The 20010-nt window shown below is 72.0% G+C and carries 13 protein-coding genes; 11 read left to right on the forward strand and 2 right to left on the reverse strand.

From position 1 onward, the window contains the following. The first annotated feature begins 61 nt into the window (after positions 1 to 61). From ACGF4C_RS15405 to ACGF4C_RS15425, 5 genes are all read left to right on the forward strand, one after another. Positions 62 to 1309 carry a spermidine/putrescine ABC transporter substrate-binding protein gene (locus tag ACGF4C_RS15405; RefSeq protein ID WP_030413749.1) on the forward strand — a complete coding sequence of 416 codons (1248 nt, stop codon included), beginning with the start codon at positions 62 to 64 and terminating at the stop codon, positions 1307 to 1309. A 62-nt stretch (positions 1310 to 1371) separates the two neighbouring features. Further along, positions 1372 to 2535: an ABC transporter ATP-binding protein gene (locus ACGF4C_RS15410; RefSeq protein ID WP_393566525.1), complete on the forward strand. Its 1164-nt coding sequence runs from the start codon at positions 1372 to 1374 to the stop codon at positions 2533 to 2535. Next, positions 2532 to 3467: an ABC transporter permease gene (locus ACGF4C_RS15415; protein WP_393566527.1), complete on the forward strand. Its 936-nt coding sequence runs from the start codon at positions 2532 to 2534 to the stop codon at positions 3465 to 3467. The genes ACGF4C_RS15410 and ACGF4C_RS15415 overlap by 4 nt, the downstream gene beginning before the upstream one ends. Then, positions 3467 to 4336, forward strand: a complete 870-nt coding sequence (locus ACGF4C_RS15420; protein ID WP_393566529.1) for an ABC transporter permease — start codon at positions 3467 to 3469, stop codon at positions 4334 to 4336. The genes ACGF4C_RS15415 and ACGF4C_RS15420 overlap by 1 nt, the downstream gene beginning before the upstream one ends. A 14-nt stretch (positions 4337 to 4350) precedes the next feature. Then, positions 4351 to 5772 (forward strand): NAD(P)/FAD-dependent oxidoreductase, encoded by a 1422-nt coding sequence (locus tag ACGF4C_RS15425; RefSeq protein ID WP_393566531.1) that lies wholly within the window; start codon positions 4351 to 4353, stop codon positions 5770 to 5772. Between the two features lie 60 nt (positions 5773 to 5832). Here ACGF4C_RS15425 and ACGF4C_RS15430 read toward each other — a convergent pair whose 3' ends face one another. Further along, complete coding sequence (locus ACGF4C_RS15430; RefSeq protein ID WP_393566533.1) at positions 5833 to 6612, reverse strand: phosphatase PAP2 family protein; 780 nt, start codon at positions 6610 to 6612, stop codon at positions 5833 to 5835. Between the two features lie 647 nt (positions 6613 to 7259). After that, a complete protein-coding gene (gene gabT, locus ACGF4C_RS15435) occupies positions 7260 to 8609 on the reverse strand; it encodes a 4-aminobutyrate--2-oxoglutarate transaminase (protein WP_030413755.1) in 1350 nt (449 codons plus the stop codon). 283 nt (positions 8610 to 8892) lie between these two features. Here gabT and ACGF4C_RS15440 point away from each other — a divergent pair, with 283 nt between their 5' ends. The 6 genes from ACGF4C_RS15440 (at position 8893) to ACGF4C_RS15465 (ending at position 19964) form a co-directional block, all read left to right on the forward strand. Further along, positions 8893 to 11082: an ATP-binding protein gene (locus tag ACGF4C_RS15440; RefSeq protein WP_393566535.1), complete on the forward strand. Its 2190-nt coding sequence runs from the start codon at positions 8893 to 8895 to the stop codon at positions 11080 to 11082. 289 nt (positions 11083 to 11371) lie between these two features. Beyond that, positions 11372 to 13141, forward strand: a complete 1770-nt coding sequence (locus ACGF4C_RS15445; RefSeq protein WP_393566537.1) for a PucR family transcriptional regulator — start codon at positions 11372 to 11374, stop codon at positions 13139 to 13141. A gap of 197 nt (positions 13142 to 13338) precedes the next feature. Continuing rightward, positions 13339 to 14799: an aldehyde dehydrogenase family protein gene (locus ACGF4C_RS15450; RefSeq protein WP_388964225.1), complete on the forward strand. Its 1461-nt coding sequence runs from the start codon at positions 13339 to 13341 to the stop codon at positions 14797 to 14799. 573 nt (positions 14800 to 15372) lie between these two features. Then, positions 15373 to 17292: an acyl-CoA dehydrogenase family protein gene (locus tag ACGF4C_RS15455; RefSeq protein WP_201808241.1), complete on the forward strand. Its 1920-nt coding sequence runs from the start codon at positions 15373 to 15375 to the stop codon at positions 17290 to 17292. 99 nt (positions 17293 to 17391) lie between these two features. Beyond that, positions 17392 to 18666, forward strand: coding sequence for a 1-deoxy-D-xylulose-5-phosphate reductoisomerase (gene dxr / locus ACGF4C_RS15460; RefSeq protein WP_393566540.1), 1275 nt, complete (start codon positions 17392 to 17394; stop codon positions 18664 to 18666). Then, entirely contained in the window at positions 18663 to 19964 is a 1302-nt protein-coding gene (locus ACGF4C_RS15465; RefSeq protein WP_393566541.1) for a M50 family metallopeptidase, read from the forward strand. The genes dxr and ACGF4C_RS15465 overlap by 4 nt, the downstream gene beginning before the upstream one ends. Positions 19965 to 20010: the final 46 nt, after the last annotated feature.

Here is a 20010-nt window from a genome sequence, read left to right on the forward strand (position 1 = left end):
GGCCGCACGGCACCGTCACCGCCGGCCGAGCGCCGGGCTCACCCCTGAAAGGGCACCGCGCATGGAGCACCACCAGCAGCCCGAACCCCTGTCCGCGGTCGAACTCGCCGCCATGCGCCGGAGCGCGACCAACGGCCGGCTCGCCATGACCCGCCGCTCGCTGCTGCGCGCGGGCAGTGCCATGGCGGCCGTCACCGGCGGCCTGGGCGCCCTGGGGGCCTGCGGCATCCCGCCCGCCGGCCGTACCGACGCCGTGGCGTCCCAGGACCACTCCCGGAAGGAGAAGCGGCTCAACTTCTCCAACTGGACCGAGTACATGGACGTCAGCGACGACGGCAAGCACCACCCCACGCTGGACCGTTTCACCCGGCGCACCGGCATCGCCGTCAAATACACCGAGGACATCAACGACAACGACGAGTTCTTCGGCAAGGTCCAGGCACAGTTGGCGGCCGGCCAGGACACCGGCCGCGACCTGATCGTGCTCACCGACTGGATGTGCGCACGGATGATCTCCCTCGGCTGGATCCAGAAGCTGGACCCGGCCAACCTGCCGCACGCCTACGCCAACCTCTCGGCGCAGTTCCGCGACCCCGCCTGGGACCCCGGCCGGGCGCACTCCTACGTGTGGCAGGGCATCCCCGCGATCATCGCGTACAACAAGAAGGCCACCGGCGGCCGGAAGGTCGACTCGGTCAGCCAGCTGCTGGAGGACCCGCAGCTCAAGGGCCGGGTCGGCTTCCTCTCCGAGATGCGCGACTCCATCGGGCTGACCCTCCTGGACATGGGCAAGAAGCCCGAGGAGGTCACCGCGGACGACTTCGACGCGGCGATCGCCCGGCTCCAGAAGGGCGTCGACTCCAAGCAGATCCGCCGCTTCACCGGCAACGACTACACCACGGACCTGGACAAGGGCGACCTCGCCGCGTGCGTGGCCTGGGCGGGCGACATCGTCCAGTTGCAGAGCGACAACCCGGACATCGAGTACGTGGTCCCCAAGAGCGGCTACATGACGTCCACCGACAACCTGATGGTCCCGAACAAGGCCCGCCACAAGGAAAACGCCGAACGGCTCATCGACTACTTCTACGAGCCGAAGGTGGCGGCGCAGCTCGCGGCGTACATCAACTACGTCTGCCCGGTCGACGGCGTCCGCGAGGAACTCGCCAAGATCGACAAGAAGGCGGCGGACAACCCGCTGATCCTGCCGGACAAGGAAATGGCCGCCAGGTCCCACTCCTTCCGCGCGCTGACCGCCAAGGAGAACAAGGCGTTCAGCCAGAAGTTCTCCGACCTCACCGGCGCCTGACCCCACCACGCACCGGGCCCGCCCCCGAGCCGTTTCGCCCACCGACCTACGGGACGACCGACATGACCAACACCGCGACCCCCCAGAGCAGCGGCGGCGACGTCCGCCTCCAAGGGATAAGCAAGACCTACGGCTCCTTCACCGCCGTCCATCCGCTCGACCTGACCGTCCCCGCGGGCTCCTTCTTCGCGCTGCTGGGCGCCTCCGGCTGCGGCAAGACCACCACCCTGCGGATGATCGCCGGCCTGGAGGAGCCCACCACCGGGACCGTCGAACTCGCGGGCCAGGACGTCACCGTCCTGCCGCCCTACAAGCGCCAGGTCAACACCGTCTTCCAGAACTACGCGCTCTTCCCGCACCTCGACATCTACGAGAACGTCGCCTTCGGACTCCGCCGCCGCGGCATCAAGTCCGTCAAGAAGCAGGTCGAGGAGATGCTCGACCTGGTCCAGCTCGGCCCGATGGCGCGCCGCAAGCCGCAGCAGCTCTCCGGCGGCCAGCAGCAGCGCGTCGCGGTCGCCCGCGCGCTGATCAACCACCCCCAGGTGCTGCTCCTCGACGAGCCGCTGGGCGCCCTCGACCTCAAGCTGCGCCGCCAGATGCAGCTGGAGCTCAAGCGCATCCAGACCGAGGTCGGCATCACCTTCGTCCACGTCACCCACGACCAGGAGGAAGCCATGACGATGGCCGACACCGTGGCCGTGATGAACGGCGGCCGGGTCGAGCAACTCGGCGCCCCCGCCGACCTCTACGAGAACCCCGCCACCACCTTCGTCGCCAACTTCCTGGGCACCTCCAACCTCATCGAGGCCGAGGTCGTCGAGGCCGGCGGCGACGAGCTGCTGCTCAAGGCCGCGGACGCCAAGCTCCGGCTGCCCGCCGCCCGATGCAGCGCCTCGGCCCGTACGGGCGAAAAGGTGCTGGCCGGCGTACGGCCCGAGAAGGTCGCCCTGCGGCACGCCGACGACGCCGGGTCCGTCACCGAGGGCCACAACCGGCTGCCCGGCCGCATCAAGGACGCCAGCTTCATCGGCGTCTCCACGCAGTACGTCGTCGACGTGCCGGGCCTGGGCGAACTCGCCGTCTACGAGCAGAACATCGAGCGCGACGGCAGACTCGTCCCCGGTGCGGAGATCGTGCTGCACTGGAGCCCGGCGCACACCTTCGGGCTGGACGCCACCCAGGACATCCAGGCCGGCGCGGACCTCGACGAGGAGGCCGCGTGACCACCACCGAAGCCCCCGCGCCACCGTCGGAGCAGAGCGCCGCACCCCTGGAGGTGCGCAAGACCCCGGCCCGCAAACGGCTGGTGCCCTACTGGCTGCTGCTGCCCGGCATCCTGTGGCTGATCGTCTTCTTCGCCGCCCCGCTCGTCTACCAGGCGTCGACCTCCATCCAGACCGGCTCCCTCGAAGAGGGCTTCAAGGTCACCTGGCACTTCGCCACCTACTGGGACGCGCTCGGCGAATACTGGCCGCAGTTCGTCCGCTCGGTCGGCTACGCCGCCATCGCCACCGCGCTCTGCCTGCTCCTGGGTTACCCGCTGGCGTACCTCATCGCCTTCAAGGCGGGCCGCTGGCGCAACCTCGTGATGATCCTGGTCATCGCCCCGTTCTTCACCAGCTTCCTGATCCGCACGCTGGCCTGGAAGACGATCCTGGCCGACGGCGGACCGGTCGTCGCCGCCCTGAACTCGCTGCACCTCCTCGACGTCACCAGCGCGCTGGGCATCACCGAGGGACACCGGGTGCTGGCCACCCCGCTCGCGGTGGTCTGCGGACTGACGTACAACTTCCTGCCGTTCATGGTCCTGCCGCTCTACACCTCGCTGGAGCGGATCGACCCGCGGCTGCACGAGGCGGCCGGCGATCTCTACGCCCGCCCGGCCACCACCTTCCGCCGGGTGACCTTCCCGCTGTCGATGCCCGGCGTCGTCGCGGGCACCCTGCTCACCTTCATCCCGGCCGCCGGTGACTACATCAACGCCGAACTGCTGGGCTCCACCGACCAGAAGATGATCGGCAACGTCATCCAGTCGCAGTTCCTGCGCGTCCTGGACTACCCGACCGCCGCCGCACTCTCCTTCATCCTCATGGCGGCCATCCTCGCCATGGTCACGATCTACATCCGCAAGTCCGGGACGGAGGATCTGGTCTGATGGCGGCGACAAGCACCACGGCCACCACGGCCACGAGCACGGCAACCACGGCGCCCACGAACGGCCGCACCCCCAACAAGGGCCTGCGTTGGCTGCGCCGCAACCTCGTCACGCTCGCGGGGCTGGGCACCCTGGGCTACCTCATCCTGCCCAACCTCGTCGTGATGGTCTTCTCGTTCAACAAGCCCAACGGCCGCTTCAACTACCAGTGGCAGCGGTTCTCCACGGACGCCTGGACCGACCCCTGCGGAGTCGCCGACCTCTGCGGCTCGCTGGGACTGAGCCTGCAGATCGCACTGTGGGCCACGGTCGGCGCGACCGTCCTCGGCACGATGATCGCGTTCGCGCTGGCCCGCTACCGCTTCCGCGCCCGGGCCGGCGTCAACACCCTGATCTTCCTGCCGATGGCCATGCCCGAGGTCGTCATGGCCGCCTCGCTGGCGACCCTCTTCCTCAACATGGGCATCCAGTTCGGCTTCTGGACGATCCTCATCGCACACATCATGTTCTGCCTGAGCTTCGTCGTCACCGCCGTCAAGGCCCGCGTGATGAGCATGGACCCGCGGCTCGAACAGGCCGCCCAGGACCTCTACGCCTCGCCCACCCAGACCTTCCTGCGGGTGACGCTGCCGATCGCCGCGCCCGGCATCGCATCCGGCGCCCTGCTCTCCTTCGCGCTCTCCTTCGACGACTTCATCATCACCAACTTCAACGCCGGCTCCACCGTGACCTTCCCGATGTTCGTCTGGGGATCGGCACAGCGGGGCACACCCGTTCAGATCAATGTCATCGGTACGGCGATGTTCCTGGTCGCCGTGCTGTGTGTAGTGGCCGGCCAACTGGCCGGCAAACGCCGTAAGCGGAGCTAGAGGAGCTGAGAACCATGGCACGAGCTGCCATGAACGCCCCGTCCCCCGTCCACGCGCTCGCGGACGCCGCCCCCACGCCCTTCTGGCTGGACGACCCCGCCCGCCCCGCCGCGCAGCCCGCCCTCGTCGGCGACGAGAACTGCGACCTGCTGGTCGTCGGCGGCGGCTACTCCGGCCTGTGGACCGCACTGCTCGCCAAGGAGCGCGACCCGCAGCGCGATGTCGTGCTCGTCGAAGGCGCCGAGATCGGCTGGGCCGCCTCCGGGCGCAACGGCGGCTTCTGCGCCGCCTCCCTCACCCACGGCCTCGGCAACGGACTGGCCCGCTGGCCCGGCGAACTCGCCAAGCTCGAAGAACTCGGCATCCGCAACCTCGACGCCATCGGGGAGGCGGTGGCCCGCTACGACATCGACTGCGACTTCGAGCGCACCGGCGAGATCGACATCGCCACCGAGCCGCACCAGATCGCCGAGCTCCAGGAGGCCGCCGAGGACGCCGCCAAGCTCGGCCTGGACCGGCACACCTTCCTCGACGAGGACGAGCTGCGCGCCGAGGTCGACTCGCCCACTTTCCGGGCCGGCCTGTGGGACCGCGACGGCGTCGCCATGGTCAACCCGGCCAGGCTCGCCTGGGGCCTGAAGCAGGCCTGCCTGGGCCTCGGCGTGCGCATCTACGAGCGCACCCGCGCCACCGCGCTCGCCTCCGAGGGCCTGGGCATGGCCGTCCGCACCCCGTACGGCCGGATCTTCGCCCGCCATGTCGCGCTCGGCACCAACGCCTTCCCGTCCCTGGTCAAGCGGATCCGCCCGTACATCGTCCCGGTCTACGACCACGCGCTGATGACCGAGCCGCTGAGCGACGAGCAACTGGCCGCCATCGGCTGGAAGAACCGCCAGGGCCTCTCCGACTCCAACAACCACTTCCACTACTTCCGCATCACCGCCGACCACCGCATCCTGTGGGGCGGCTACGACATCGTCTACCGCTACCGCGGCGGCGTCCGCGCCGAGTACGACCACCACCCGGAGACGTACGAGAAGCTCGCCCGGCACTTCTTCCGCTGCTTCCCGCAGTTGGAGGGCCTGCGCTTCACCCACACCTGGGGCGGCGCGATCGACACCTGCGCCCGCTTCTCGGCGTTCTTCGGCACCGCCCACGCCGGCCGGGTCGCCTACGCCGCCGGCTACACCGGCCTCGGCGTGGGCGCCACCCGCTTCGGCGCCGACGTGATGCTCGACCTGCTCGCCGGCGAACGCACCGAGCGCACCGAGCTGGAGATGGTCCGCAGCAAGCCGCTGCCCTTCCCGCCCGAGCCGCTGCGCTGGGCCGGCATCGGCATCACCCAGTGGTCGATGACCCGCGCCGACAACCACGGCGGACGCCGCAACCTGTGGCTGAAGGCGATGGACAAGGTGGGGCTGGGCTTCGACAGCTGAGATTGACGGTGGCGGTACGGGGGCGGGCGGACGACTTCCGTCCGCCCCTCCGCCTTCCGCCTATCCGCTGGTGGAGGCGCTTCCGCTGGTGGGGGTGCTTCCGCTGGTGGGGGCGCTGACGGGCGCGGAGGAGGTGGTGACCTTGGGCGCCCAGCGGTCGCAGACGGCGCACCAGAGGGCGAGCACCACCCCGGCCAGGCACCAGCTGCCGAGGACGTCCAGCGGCCAGTGATAGCCGCGGTGCACCAGCCCCACGCCGACACCGAGGTTGAGCAGCACGGCCGTAGTGGCCACCGCCACCGAAAGCGGCCCCCGGGTCCTGCGGCCGGCCCGGCGCGTATCGGGCCCCGTATCGTGCCCCGTACCGCGCCCCGGCCCGCGGATCAGCAGCAACGCGGCCACCCCGTAGGCGACCGCCGCCGAGGCGGCATGGCCCGACGGGAAGAAGCCGTCCTGGCCACCGCCGGCCATCTGCGGCGCGCCCGGCCGGGCGAGCCAGAGCTTGAGCGGGACGACGAGCGCGGGTACCGCGGCGAGCGCGAGCCCGGCGGCCAGCGGCGGCAGCCACCACCGACCGGGCGGGCCGCCGGTTGCACCGGTCCACCGTCGCGACCGCCACCGGACCCACGCCAGGACCACCACCAGCCCCACGACCCCCAGCAACACCGGCAATGCCACGACCGTGTTGCCGAGATCGGCGAAGAACTCGGCGACGGAGGAGGGGATTTCGCGAGCACCGGCGATGCCGTGCCCGAGCCGCTCGTCGTACGCCCGCAGCGGACCGCGCGCCGCCACCTGCCAGGTGAGCAAGGCGAACAGCAGCGCGCACAGGAGCAGCACGGACCAGGTGGTGAACAGGCCCGGGAAAAGGTTCGGCCGCCTCGGAACAGGGGGGGTGGTTCCGAGGCGGCCGCGCTGACCGGTGTCCCGCGCGCCCCGGGGGGTATGGGGCGGGCGGACATCCGATCGGTGAGGATTCCCGGAGCCCCTCTCGCGAGGAGGACCGGCTTTGTGCGCGAGGGCACGGCCTGGCCGGAGCCGGGGAAGCGCCGACCGGGCGTCGCCCGCAGTCCCCTGCGGGCGGGGTGTTTCTCTCATCTGCAGAAACCGTACGGCACGGGGAGCGCACCGGACAGCCGCATCACCCGCCCGCCATCGGCCCCCCACATCTTCTTCACTCGGCGCTTCCAGCTACGCGCGTCCGCCGGGAACGGGGTGATCGGACCGGGTTCGCGACCGACGGCCCCCACCTGCGGCGACCTGCCTGAGGAAGCCCACGTGGGGCCACCTGCCTGGGGAATCTGGGCAAGGGAAAGCGGCCCGCCCGGACAACGGAAAGGGGCCCGTCCGGACAACGGAAAGGGGCCCGCCCGGACAACGGAAAGGGGCCCGTCCGACAACGGAAAGCGGCCCGTCCGGACAACGGAAGGCGGCCCGCGGACAGGCCGCGGGCCGCTCACTCCTGGCGGGATCGAATCCCGGGCGGATCAGATCTTCGCGAACGCCGCCTCGAGGATGTCCAGACCCTCGTTGAGCAGGTCCTCACCGATGACCAGCGGCGGCAGGAAGCGCAGCACGTTGCCGTACGTACCGGTCGTCAGGACGAGCAGGCCCTCCTGGTGGCACGCCTTGGCGAGCGCGCCGGTGGCCTCCGCGTTCGGCTCCTTCGAACCGGCCTTGACCAGCTCGATCGCGATCATGGCGCCGCGGCCGCGGACCTCGCCGATGATGTCGTACTTCTCCTGCATCGCGACGAGGCGGCCCTTCATGACCTCCTCGATGCGCTTGGCCTTGCCGTTGAGGTCCTGCTCGCGCATGGTCTCGATCGAGCCGAGCGCCGCGGCGCAGGCCACCGGGTTACCGCCGTAGGTGCCGCCCAGGCCGCCCGCGTGCGCGGCGTCCATGATCTCCGCGCGACCGGTCACGGCCGCCAGCGGCAGACCGCCGGCGATGCCCTTCGCGGTGGTGATCAGGTCGGGCACGATGCCCTCGTCCTCACAGGCGAACCACTGGCCCGTACGGCAGAAGCCGGACTGGATCTCGTCCGCGACGAAGACGATGCCGTTCTCCTTCGCGAAGTTCGCGATGGCGGGCAGGAAGCCCTTGGCCGGCTCGATGAAGCCGCCCTCGCCGAGCACCGGCTCGATGATGATCGCCGCGACGTTCTCGGCGCCGATCTGCTTGGTGATCTGCGAGATGGCCTGCTCCGCGGCCTCCTGCGCACAGTTCTCCGGGCCGGTCAGCCAGCGGTAGGGGTAGGCCAGCGGCACGCGGTAGACCTCGGGCGCGAACGGGCCGAAGCCGTGCTTGTACGGCATGTTCTTGGCGGTGAGCGCCATCGTCAGGTTCGTCCGGCCGTGGTACCCGTGGTCGAAGACGACCACGGCCTGCCGCTTGGTGTACGCCCGCGCGATCTTGACGGCGTTCTCGACCGCCTCCGCACCGGAGTTGAACAGCGCCGACTTCTTCTCGTGGTCGCCCGGGGTCAGCTCGGCCAGCGCCTCACAGACCTCGATGTAGGGCTCGTAGGGCGTCACCATCACACAGGTGTGGGTGAAGTCGGCGAGCTGCGCGGTGGCCCGGCGGACGACCGCCTCCGCGCTGTTGCCGACCGAGGTCACCGCGATGCCCGAGCCGAAGTCGATCAGGGAGTTGCCGTCCACGTCCTCCAGGACGCCGCCACCCGCACGCTTCACGAAGACGGGGAGCACGGCGCCGACGCCACTGGCCACCGTGGCCTGCTTACGGGCCCACAGCTCCTGCGACTTCGGGCCGGGGATCGCGGTGACGACGCGACGCTCCTGGGGAAGGGCGGGGCCTCCGGACAGTTCGCTCATGGCAGTCTCCTGGATGGAACGGGAACGGACAGACGTCTTGAGTCTTGTTCTCGCAGGCTAGGGGCGGGGGAGCGGGTCTGGCATGTTCCGTTCGGGAGAAGTGCGCGTGTTGCGTTGTCCGCACCGGACATAGCGACGGCCCCCGGCCAGTAGATTGAGCGCCGGCGCGCCCAGCAGCGGCGCCCACCAGCGCGGGCATGACAATGACAACGCGGCACCGCCGGCCACCGGCACCGCCGCACCGCACACCAGGCCACGGCTCAAGGGGGACAAGGGGCACCGGATGGACACCGAGGGCACGCACGACGCACGTCACACCGCTCCCCAGCCATCAGGTGGAGCGCACCGTACCGAACCCACCGTGCCGCGTCCCGCGGCCCCGCCCGCCGCACCACCACCGCCCTCCGCCCCGCCGGCGGTACCGGCCGTTCCCCCCCTCCCGCCGACCGCCGGCCCGGGCGCGCCCGAGCCACCGGTCCTGAGCTGGCTCCGCATGCCCCGCCCGGCGGCGGCACCCGGCGTCTGGACATACGGGCACCGCCCCCGCCCCGCGGAGGAGCCGGACCGGGTCCCGGGACGCCAGCTGGTCGGCGGGGCGGTGATCTCGTTTCTGTGCGGGTGGCTGTTGTGGTCGTTGTTGTGGAACGGGTACCTGGGGACGTATTGGGTGTGGCCCTTCGAGGTGCTCGTTCCGACTTCGTGGGTGCAGGAGGCCAGGACCGGCAGCGGATTCGCCTACGGGGTTGCCTCCAACGCCTACTACGGACTGTGGATCCTCGGCATCGCGTTCATCTTCGGCCGTCTCGGCCGCTGGCCCGAACTCGTCCGCCGCCTGTTCGGGCCCGCCTTCCGTCGCCTCCGCACCCCGGCCGCCGTCCCCAAGCCGCAAGCCGCCTCCGATCCGGCGCAGTGGCCGGAGCTGCGGGCGCACGGTGCGCCGGACGCGGCCGAGAAGCTGGCTGCCGAGGCGCGGGCCGGGCGGATGAACGACGTGGACGTGGCCAGGATCGAGCGGGCCTGGCGGTCCGTGCGGTCCGGCAAGAACTCCCTCGCGACCTTCACCGACACCGTGCTGCGGCACGGTGCGGCCGCCTGTGCGCATCCCTCGGGCCGGCGGGACCTGCCCCGCCGCACCGCCGCGCACGACCTGCTCGCCCACCAGGTCCGTATCGGCACCGCCGCCGACCACCCTCGCAACCCCTACCAGCACCGCGGTGTCGGCTGTGCCCTTGAGCCCGGTGTCCTGGGCACGTCCCTGCTGGCCGTCGGGCCCGCCGGGAGCGGGAAGACCACCCGGGTCGTGAAGCCGGTCGTGGAGTCGATGTGTCTGCAGGCGCTGGCCGGGCAGTGCGCCGTGATCGCCGTCGGACCGGCAGGTTCGGACCTGGGCCCGGACGAGGCGTTCGACGTGGTGGTCCGGATCGGTCGGCCGGACCCGGACTGCGACCTCGATCTCTACGGCGGCACCACGGACCCCGACGAGGCGGCAGGCATCCTCGCGGAGGCACTGGTCGGGGACCTCGCCGAGCAGTTGCCCGGCGGGGACAGCCGACGCGCCGCCACCGCGCTGGCCCAGCTGCTCGGCCCCTTCCGGGCCGCTCACGATCGCTTCCCGACGGTTCCCGAGCTACGGGCGCTCCTGGACGCGGCGCCCGAGGCGATCACCGCGCTGCGCACCGCCCTGGAGGGGGCCGAGGCCCACACCCTGCTGCGGGAACTGGACGCGCGGGCCCGCCAGGCCGAGCGCCCCGGGGACGCCGCCGTACTCCTCGCCGACCGCCTCGCTCTCCTGGACCGGCCCGCTTTCGCCGCGTTCTTCGACCCGACGGGGGGCACCCGACAGGTCTCGCTGCACGCCCTGGACCATCCGCTTCGGGTACGCATCGAACTGCCCGAGCGCGGCCATGCCGAAGCCTCGCGGATCCTCGCCCGGCTGGTGCTGGCGCAGTTCACCGAATGCGCGGTGGCCCGCAGCGACCGTTCGCTGTTCGCCTGCCTGGTACTGGACGAGGCCGGACACACCATCACCGCCGAGGCGCTCCGTGGTCTCCAGCGGCTGCGCTCGGCGAATGCCGGGGTGGTGCTCACCCTGCGCTCCCTCGACGACGTCCCGGACGCGCTGCGCGGCACGCTGCTCGGCACGGTCGGCTGCCGGATGGCGTTCGCGGGCGTCACGACCTGGGACGGCGCGCGGTTCGCCGAGGTCTGGGGCAAGGAGTGGGTGGAGACCCGTGATGTGACGGACCGTCAGATCATTGCGGAGAGCGCCGCGGGGAAGGCGTTCCACATCTTCCGCCACCTGGTCACCGGCAAGGCCGCCACCGCCAAGGCCGTCACCGTGCGGACCGTGGAACGGGAACGCTGGTCCGCCTCCGACCTCGCCAACTCCGTCCCGGCGGGACACGCGGTGCTCTCGGTGACGAGCGTGAAGGGGGAACACGCCCCACCCGTCCTGGTGGACCTCCGCTCCTGACCCCCGCCCCCCGGCTCCCGACCCCGCACCCCCGGCTCCCGACCCCGGCCCCCGCGCCGCCGCCCCCCAGGCCCCCGCACCCAAGTCCCGCACTCCCAAGTCCCTCGCACTCCAGTCCCCCCGATTCCTCCGTTGAGGCAGAATCGGCAGTGGCCGTTCGTACGGGGCGGCGTAAAGAATGGGGCGTGGGCCGGTTGTCGGGTGGTCGACGATCGGTTGTCCGTTCGGGTTCGTCGAGGTCGTCCACGTCAGCGAAGCCGCCGAAGTCACCGAAGCCATCGAAGGTCCTATGCCGCACACGCTCGCTTCCCTGGTCAACCACACCGCGCTCAAGCTGACCGTGCTCGCGGGCGAGGAGCGGCTGGACGTGCCGGTGCGCTGGGCGCATGCCAGTGAGCTGATCGATCCGGTGCCGTACATGGAGGGCGGCGAGCTGCTGCTGATCACGGCGCTGAAGCTGGACGCCGAGGATCCGGAGGCCACCCGCAGGTACGTGCGGCGGGTGGCGGAGGCCGGGGTGGTCGGGCTGGGATTCGCGGTCGGGGTGAATTACGAGGACGTGCCGGAGCCGCTGGTGGCGGCGGCCCGGGAGCAGGGGCTGCCGCTGCTGGGCGTGCCGCGCCGGACGCCGTTCATCGCGATCAGCAAGGCGGTCTCGGCGGCGGTGGCCGCCGACCAGTACCGCGCCGTCACCGCGGGCTTCGAGGCGCAGCGGGAGCTGACCCGGGCGGCGCTCAGTGCCGAGGGCCCGGCCGAACTGCTGGCCCGGCTGGCCGCGCACCTCGACGGCTGGGCGGCGCTGTACGACGCGTCGGGGGCCGTCGTGGCGGCCGCCCCCGACTGGGCGGCGCGGCGGGCGGCCCGGCTCGCGGAGGACGTGGCGCGGCTGCGGGAGCGGCCCGCGCCGGCGAGCTCGGTGGTGAGCGACGCCGAGGGCGACGACCGGGTCGAGCTGCAGTCGCTGGGCACCGGCCGGCGGGCGCGCGGGGTGCTCGCGGTGGGCACCGGCGCGCCGCTCGGAACGGCCGAGCGGTACGCGGTGCACTCCGCGGTCGCGCTGCTGACGCTGACCACCGAGCGGTCCCGGGCGCTGCAGGACGCCGAGCAGCGGCTGGGTGCCGCGGTGCTGAAGATGCTGCTGGCGGGCGAGCCGGATCATGCGCGGGCGGTGGCGGGGCGGCTGTACGGCGGGCTGCTCGACGCGCCGTTCCGGATGGTGGTCGCGGAAGCGCTGGCGGGGGAGGAGAGCGGCGGGCCGGCCGGCTCCTCGTCCGCGGGTGCGTCACGAGGCACGGCCGGTACTGCACGAGGCGCAGCCGGTACGTCGGGAGGCGCGGCCGGTACGCCGCGGGGAACGGCCAGCACTCGGGCCACCGGTACAGGCAGCGCGCTGGACGCGCTGGCCGATGCCATGGACTCGGCGGCCGCGCGGACCGGTGAGGCGGTGCTCGCGGTGCCGGACGGCGGCCGGCTGATCGTGCTGGTCACGGACGGTGGCGCGGCGGCGGACGCCTGTGCGTCGTACGCGGCGCAGGCCGAGGCCCGGGCCGGTGCGCAGGCCCGTACACGGGGCCGGGCGGGGCGTTCCGAACCGGGCGGCGGCGAAGGGCTGGCCGTCGGGCTGTCCGCGCCGACCGGGCCGGCGGCCGCCGCGAACGCGTACCGGCAGGCCGAGCAGGCGCTGTCGGTGGCCCGGCGGCGCGGCCGGGTGCTGGTCGAGCACGAGGACGTGGCCGCCGGGTCCGTCCTCCCGCTGCTCGCCGACGACGCGGTCCGGGCCTTCGCGGACGGGCTGCTGCGCGCGCTGCGCGAGCACGACGCGACCGGCCGCGGCGATCTGGTGGCCTCGCTGCGGGCCTGGCTCGCCCGGCACGGCCAGTGGGACGCGGCCGCCGCCGACCTGGGCGTCCACCGGCACACGCTGCGCTACCGGATGCGGCGGGTGGAGGAGATCCTGGGGCGGTCGCTGGACGACGCGGACGTGCGGATGGAGCTGTGGCTGGCGCTGAAGGCGACCTCGTCGAACGCGTCGGCGGCGCAGCCCCGGGGAGAGGAATGACCTCCAGGGAGGCGAGTGACCTCCGGCAGCACCCGGGCGCCCCCTCCACCACGGAGAGCCCCGCCCCCTGATTACGCCGCTTCGGACAAACGCCATCGCGGCGGCGCGCCCCTACCGTGGGGGCAGCAGTCCACACCGCAGAGCCGCTCGCTGAGCCATGCGCACCACCCACCACGTCTGAAGGGCCGGGTTCCACTGTGCCGATCCCCACTGATGCAGCCCCCACCGCCTTCTGGCTCGCCGGCCGCGAGGCCACCGGCGAGGCCACCTTCGATGTCACCTCCCCGTGGGACGGACGTCTCGTCGGCACGGTGAGCGTGCCCACCGAGGACCAGGTCGAGGAGGCCGTCGCGGCCTCCGTCGCGGTCCAGGAGGAGTTCGCGGCGACCCCCGCGCACGTACGGGCGGCCGCGCTGGACCACGTGCAGCGCCGGCTCGTCGAGCGCACGGAGGAGATCGCGCAGCTGATCTCCGCGGAGAACGGCAAGCCCATCAAGTGGGCGCGCGGCGAGGTCGGCCGGGCGGTCTCCGTGTTCCGCTTCGCGGCCGAGGAGGCCCGTCGCTTCAACGGCGGCGAGGCGCAGCGGCTGGACACCGACGCGGGCGGCGCCGGCCGGCTCGCGCTGACCCGCCGCTTCCCGCGCGGCACGGTCCTCGGCATCGCGCCGTTCAACTTCCCGCTCAACCTCTGCGCCCACAAGGTCGCCCCGGCCATCGCCGCCGGCGCCCCGATCATCCTCAAGCCGGCCCCGGCCACGCCGCTGTCCGGTCTGATCCTCGGTGAACTGCTCGCCGAGACCGACCTGCCGGCCGGTTCCTGGTCGATCCTGCCGGTGCCCAACGAGCGCATGGAGGCGCTGGTCCAGGACGAGCGGCTGCCGGTCGTCTCCTTCACCGGCTCCGAGAAGGTCGGTTACGCGATCCTCGACTCGGTGCCGCGCAAGCACTGCACCCTGGAGCTCGGCGGCAACGGCGCGGCCGTCGTCCTGCCCGACTGGTCCTCCGAGGAGGACCTGGACTGGGCCGCGCAGCGGATCGCGATCTTCTCGAACTACCAGGGCGGCCAGTCCTGCATCTCCGTGCAGCGGGTGATCGCGGACGCCTCGGTGTACGACCGGCTGGTGCCGAAGATCGTGGCGGCCGTCGAGGCGCAGGTCACCGGCGACCCGTCGGACGACGCGACCGAGGTCGGCCCGCTGGTGAACGAGGACGCCGCCAAGCGCGTCGAGGCCTGGGTGGACGAGGCCGTGCAGGGCGGCGCGAAGCTGCTCGCCGGCGGCAAGCGCGACGGCGCCTCCTACGCGCCGACCGTGCTGGCGGACGTGCCCGCGGGCGCGACCCTCGCCTGCGAGGAGGTCTTCGGCCCGGTGCTCACCCTCACCAAGGTCGACGGCGTCGACGCGGCCTTCGCGGCGGTCAACGACTCCAAGTACGGCCTGCAGGCGGGCGTGTTCACCCACGACGCCAAGACCGCCTTCCGCGCCCACCGGGTGCTGGAGGTCGGCGGCGTGGTCATCGGCGACGTGCCGTCCTACCGCGCCGACCAGATGCCGTACGGCGGCGTCAAGCAGTCCGGCGTGGGCCGCGAGGGCGTCCGGTTCGCCATGGACGACTACACCTACGAGCGGGTGCTGGTCCTCACCGGCCTGGCCCTGTAGGACCCGGACCCGGTGCCCCGCAAGGGGCACCGCCCGGTGGCACCGCCAGCCGGTGTCACGTCACTCCTGCGCACCCCCGACCAGGTCGGGACCGGTGGACAGCGACGGCCTTCCCTCGGGCCGAATCACCGTCCTGACCCCGGCCGGCGCACCCCCCGGCGCCGGCCCCCTCGACGCGGCGCGCTCCGGCACCCTGTTTCCGGAGCGCGCCGCGTCCCCCGTTCTCGGCACCGTTCCCTCGTCGTGCCGGATCTTGACCGTACGGCGCGGACCGCCCCGGCGCCTCCTGTCCCAGGTGGAGCCGCGGCCGTGTCCCAGGGGGGACACCCGCGGGTACGTACAACCAGCGCGGTATGCGCACACCCCCCGAAGGGCCGATGTCGGCGGGCCGGATCGCCGGGCCCGCCGGGGCGCAGGCCCCCCATGGCCGTAAGGCGCCGTTGCGGCCCGCGGCGGCCGGTACCTCCAGTGGTGCAAGCCGCGCGGATCGGGTAACTCTCACAAGTAGCGCTGTCCAGCGGCCGACCGGCCGCCGGCGCTGAACTCCCGACCCCGCGGCGAGGTGAGCTCCTGATGACCGCTCCATCCATCCGCAACGTTTCCGAGCGCGAAGCACGCCAGGTCGCCGAGGCGGCCCGCGAGCAGGACTGGCGCAAGCCGAGCTTCGCCAAGGAACTGTTCCTGGGGCGCTTCCGGCTCGACCTCATCCATCCGCACCCCACGCCCGCCGTGGACGACGTGCGCCGCGGTGAGAAGTTCCTCGCCACCCTGCGGGAATTCTGCGAGACGCAGATCGACGGCGCGCGGATCGAGCGCGAGGGCAGGATTCCGGACGAGACCGTGCGCGGGCTCAAGGAGCTCGGCGCGCTCGGCATGAAGATCGACCCCAAGTACGGTGGCCTCGGGCTCACCCAGGTCTACTACAACCGGGCACTGTCCCTGGTCGGCACCGCCAGCCCCGCCATCGGCGCGCTGCTCTCCGCCCACCAGTCGATCGGCGTACCGCAGCCGCTGAAGCTGTTCGGCACCCCGCAGCAGAAGGAGACCTTCCTGCCGCGGCTGGCCCGTACGGACATCTCGGCGTTCCTGCTGACCGAACCGGACGTCGGCTCGGACCCGGCCCGGCTGGCGACCACCGCCGTCCCGGAGGGCGACCACTACGTCCTCGACGGCGTCAAGCTGTGGACCACCAACGGCGTGGTCGCCGACCTGTTGGTGGTGATGGCGCGGGTGCCCGCCTCCGAGGGCCACAAGGGCGGCATCACCGCCTTCGTCGTCGAGGCGGACTCGCCCGGCATCACCGTCGAGAACCGCAACGCCTTCATGGGCCTGCGCGGCCTGGAGAACGGCGTCACCCGCTTCCACCGGGTGCGGGTCCCGGCCGCGAACCGCATCGGCCCCGAGGGCGCCGGCCTGAAGATCGCCCTGACCACGCTCAACACCGGACGGCTCTCGCTGCCCGCGATGTGCGTCGGCTCCGGCAAGTGGTGCCTGAAGGTCGCCCGGGAGTGGTCCGCGGCCCGCGAGCAGTGGGGCCGGCCGATCGCCAAGCACGAGGCCGTCGGCGCCAAGATCTCCTTCATCGCGGCGACCACCTTCGCCCTGGAGGCGGTCGTCGACCTGTCCTCCCAGATGGCCGACGAGAACCGCAACGACATCCGCATCGAGGCCGCCCTCGCCAAGCTCTACGGCTCCGAGATGGGCTGGCTGATGGCCGACGAACTGGTCCAGATCCGCGGCGGCCGCGGCTTCGAGACCGCCCCCTCGCTCGCCGCCCGCGGCGAACGCGCGGTCCCCGCCGAGCAGATGCTGCGCGACATGCGGATCAACCGGATCTTCGAGGGCTCCACCGAGATCATGCACCTGCTGATCGCCCGGGAGGCGGTGGACGCCCACCTGTCCGTCGCCGGCGACCTCATCGACCCCGACAAGTCCCTCGCCGACAAGGGCAAGGCGGCCGCCAAGGCCGGCGGGTTCTACGCCCGCTGGCTGCCCAAGCTTGTCGCCGGACCCGGCCAACTCCCGCGTACCTTCCAGGAGTTCGGCATCCTCGCCGGGCACCTCCGGTACGTCGAGCGGACCTCGCGCAAGCTCGCCCGCTCCACCTTCTACGCGATGTCCCGCTGGCAGGGGAAGATGGAGACCAAGCAGGGCTTCCTCGGCCGGATCGTCGACATCGGCGCCGAACTCTTCGCCATGAGCGCCGCCTGCGTCCGCGCCGAGCACCTGCGCGAGACCGGTGACCACGGCCGCGAGGCGCAGCAGCTGGCCGACGCGTTCTGCCGGCAGGCGCGGATCCGGATCGAGGAGCTCTTCGGCCGGCTGTGGACCAACACCGACGAGCTCGACCGCAAGGTCGTCTCCGGGGTCCTCGACGGCAGCTACGGCTGGCTGGAGGAGGGCATCGTCGACCCCAGCGGCGACGGCCCCTGGATCGCCGACGCCACCCCCGGTCCCAGCGCCAAGGACAACGTCCACCGCCCCATCGGCTGAACCCCGCCCGGGCCCGGTCCCGCCGTTGATCGGCCGGACCGGGCCCGGCGTGTGCCCTTGGTGCCCACGGGACCCCCGCGACCGGCCACAATGGACCCCATGACGGACTCCCTCGCCCATCCGCACCTGCGCTTCGAGCCGGCCGCCGGCGACCCCGACGGCCCGGGCCGCCCCCGCTCCCTGGTGATCCTCGGCTCGACCGGCTCGATCGGCACCCAGGCGATCGACATCGTGCTGCGCAACCCCGACCGCTTCCGGGTGACCGCGCTCTCCGCGGCCGGCGGCCGGACCGAGCTGCTCGCCGAGCAGGCGCACCGGCTGCGGGTGGACACCGTCGCGGTGGCCCGCGCGGACGCGGCCCCCGCGCTGCGCGCCGCGCTCGCCGACCGCTACGGCCCGGGCGAGAAGCTCCCCGAGGTGCTGGCCGGCCCCGACGCCGCCACCGAACTCGCGGCCTCTCCCTGCCACACCGTCCTCAACGGCATCACCGGCTCCATCGGTCTCGCCCCGACCCTGGCCGCCCTCAAGGCGGGCCGGGTGCTGGCGCTGGCCAACAAGGAGTCCCTGATCGTCGGCGGCCCGCTGGTCAAGGCCGTCGCCCGGCCGGGCCAGATCATCCCCGTCGACTCCGAGCACTCCGCGCTCTTCCAGGCGCTGACCGGCGGCGACCGCGCCGAGGTCCGCAAGCTCGTGGTCACCGCCTCCGGCGGCCCGTTCCGCGGCCGTACGAGGGACGAGCTGGCCGGGGTCACCCCCGAGCAGGCGCTGGCCCACCCCACCTGGTCCATGGGCCCGGTCGTCACGATCAACTCCGCGACCCTCGTCAACAAGGGCCTGGAGGTCATCGAGGCGCACCTGCTCTTCGACGTCCCCTTCGACGCGATCGAGGTCGTCGTCCATCCGCAGTCCTTCATCCACTCGATGGTGGAGTTCACCGACGGCTCCACCCTCGCCCAGGCCAGCCCGCCCGACATGCGGATGCCGATCGCACTGGGCCTGGGCTGGCCCGACCGGGTCCCGGACGCCGCCCCCGGCGTCGACTGGACCACGGCGCAGAGCTGGGAGTTCTTCCCGCTGGACGCCGAGGCCTTCCCGTCCGTCCCGCTCGCCTGCCACGTCGGCTCCCTGGGCGGCACCGCACCGGCCGTCTTCAACGCCGCGAACGAGGAATGCGTGGACGCGTTCCTCAAGGGCGGGCTGCCGTTCACAGGGATTGTGGATACCGTCGCCGATGTGGTCGCCGAACACGGCACGCCCGCAAGGGGAACTTCCCTGACCGTCGCGGACGTCCTGGAGGCGGAGACCTGGGCGCGCGCCCGCGCCCGCGAACTGGCCGCCCGTGCGGCACGGACACCCTCGGAGGCTCGCGCATGACGACCTGGATGACCATCCTCGGCATAGTCGTCTTCGTCGTCGGCCTGCTGTTCTCCATCGCCTGGCACGAACTCGGCCACCTCTCCACGGCCAAGATGTTCGGCATCCGCGTGCCGCAGTACATGGTGGGCTTCGGGCCGACGATCTTCTCCCGCAGGAAGGGCGACACCGAGTACGGCATCAAGGCCATTCCGCTCGGCGGCTACATCCGCATGATCGGGATGTTCCCGCCCGGGGACGACGGGAAGCTGCAGGCCCGCTCCACCTCGCCGTTCCGCGGCATGATCGAGGACGCCCGCTCGGCGGCCTTCGAGGAACTGCAGCCCGGCGACGAGAAGCGGCTCTTCTACACCCGCAAGCCCTGGAAGCGCATCATCGTGATGTTCGCCGGGCCGTTCATGAACCTGATCCTGGCGGTCGTGATCTTCATGAGCGTCCTGATGGGCTTCGGCATCAACACCCAGACCACCCAGGTCGGCTCCGTCTCCGACTGCGTGATCTCGGCCGCCGCCAAGACCGACAAGTGCCCGCACGGTGCCAAGGACTCCCCGGCCAAGGCCGCCGGCCTGCGCGCCGGCGACAAGATCGTCACCTTCAACGGCCACGACGTCCCCGACTGGGGCACCCTCCAGCAGCAGATCCGGGACACCACCGGACCCGCGACGCTGGTCATCGAGCGGCACGGCGCCCGCAAGACCCTGCACGCCGACCTGATCAAGAACAAGGTCGCCAAGACCGACGGGCACGGCGGCTACGTCCCCGGCCAGTTCGTCACCGCCGGCTTCCTCGGCTTCACCCCGGCCAGCGGCGTCGTCCAGCAGTCCTTCGGCCAGTCCGTCGACCGCATGGGCAACATGGTCGAGCAGGGCGTCTCCTCCCTGGTCAACCTGCCCGGCAAGGTCCCGGACCTGTGGAACGCGGCCTTCAACGGCGGCGAGCGCAAGCAGGACTCCCCGATGGGCGTGGTCGGCGCGGCGAGGGTCGGCGGCGAGGTCTTCTCGCTGCACATCCCGCCGGAGCAGCGGGTGGCGACCATGCTCTTCCTGGTCGCCGGGTTCAACCTCTCGCTGTTCCTGTTCAACATGCTGCCGCTGCTCCCGCTCGACGGCGGACACATCGCCGGCGCCGTGTGGGAATCCATCCGCCGGGCCTTCGCCAAGATCGTCCGTCGGCCGGACCCCGGACCCTTCGACGTGGCCAAGCTCATGCCGGTCGCCTACGTCGTCGCCGGGATCTTCATCTGCTTCACGCTGCTGGTGCTGGTGGCGGACGTGGTGAACCCGGTCAAGCTCACCTGACCGGACATCCGTGACGGCCGGGCCCGCCAGGACCGTATGGGCGTGC

Source organism: Streptomyces sp. NPDC048197, from assembly GCF_043202395.1.
GTDB lineage: Bacteria > Actinomycetota > Actinomycetes > Streptomycetales > Streptomycetaceae > Streptomyces > Streptomyces siderophoricus.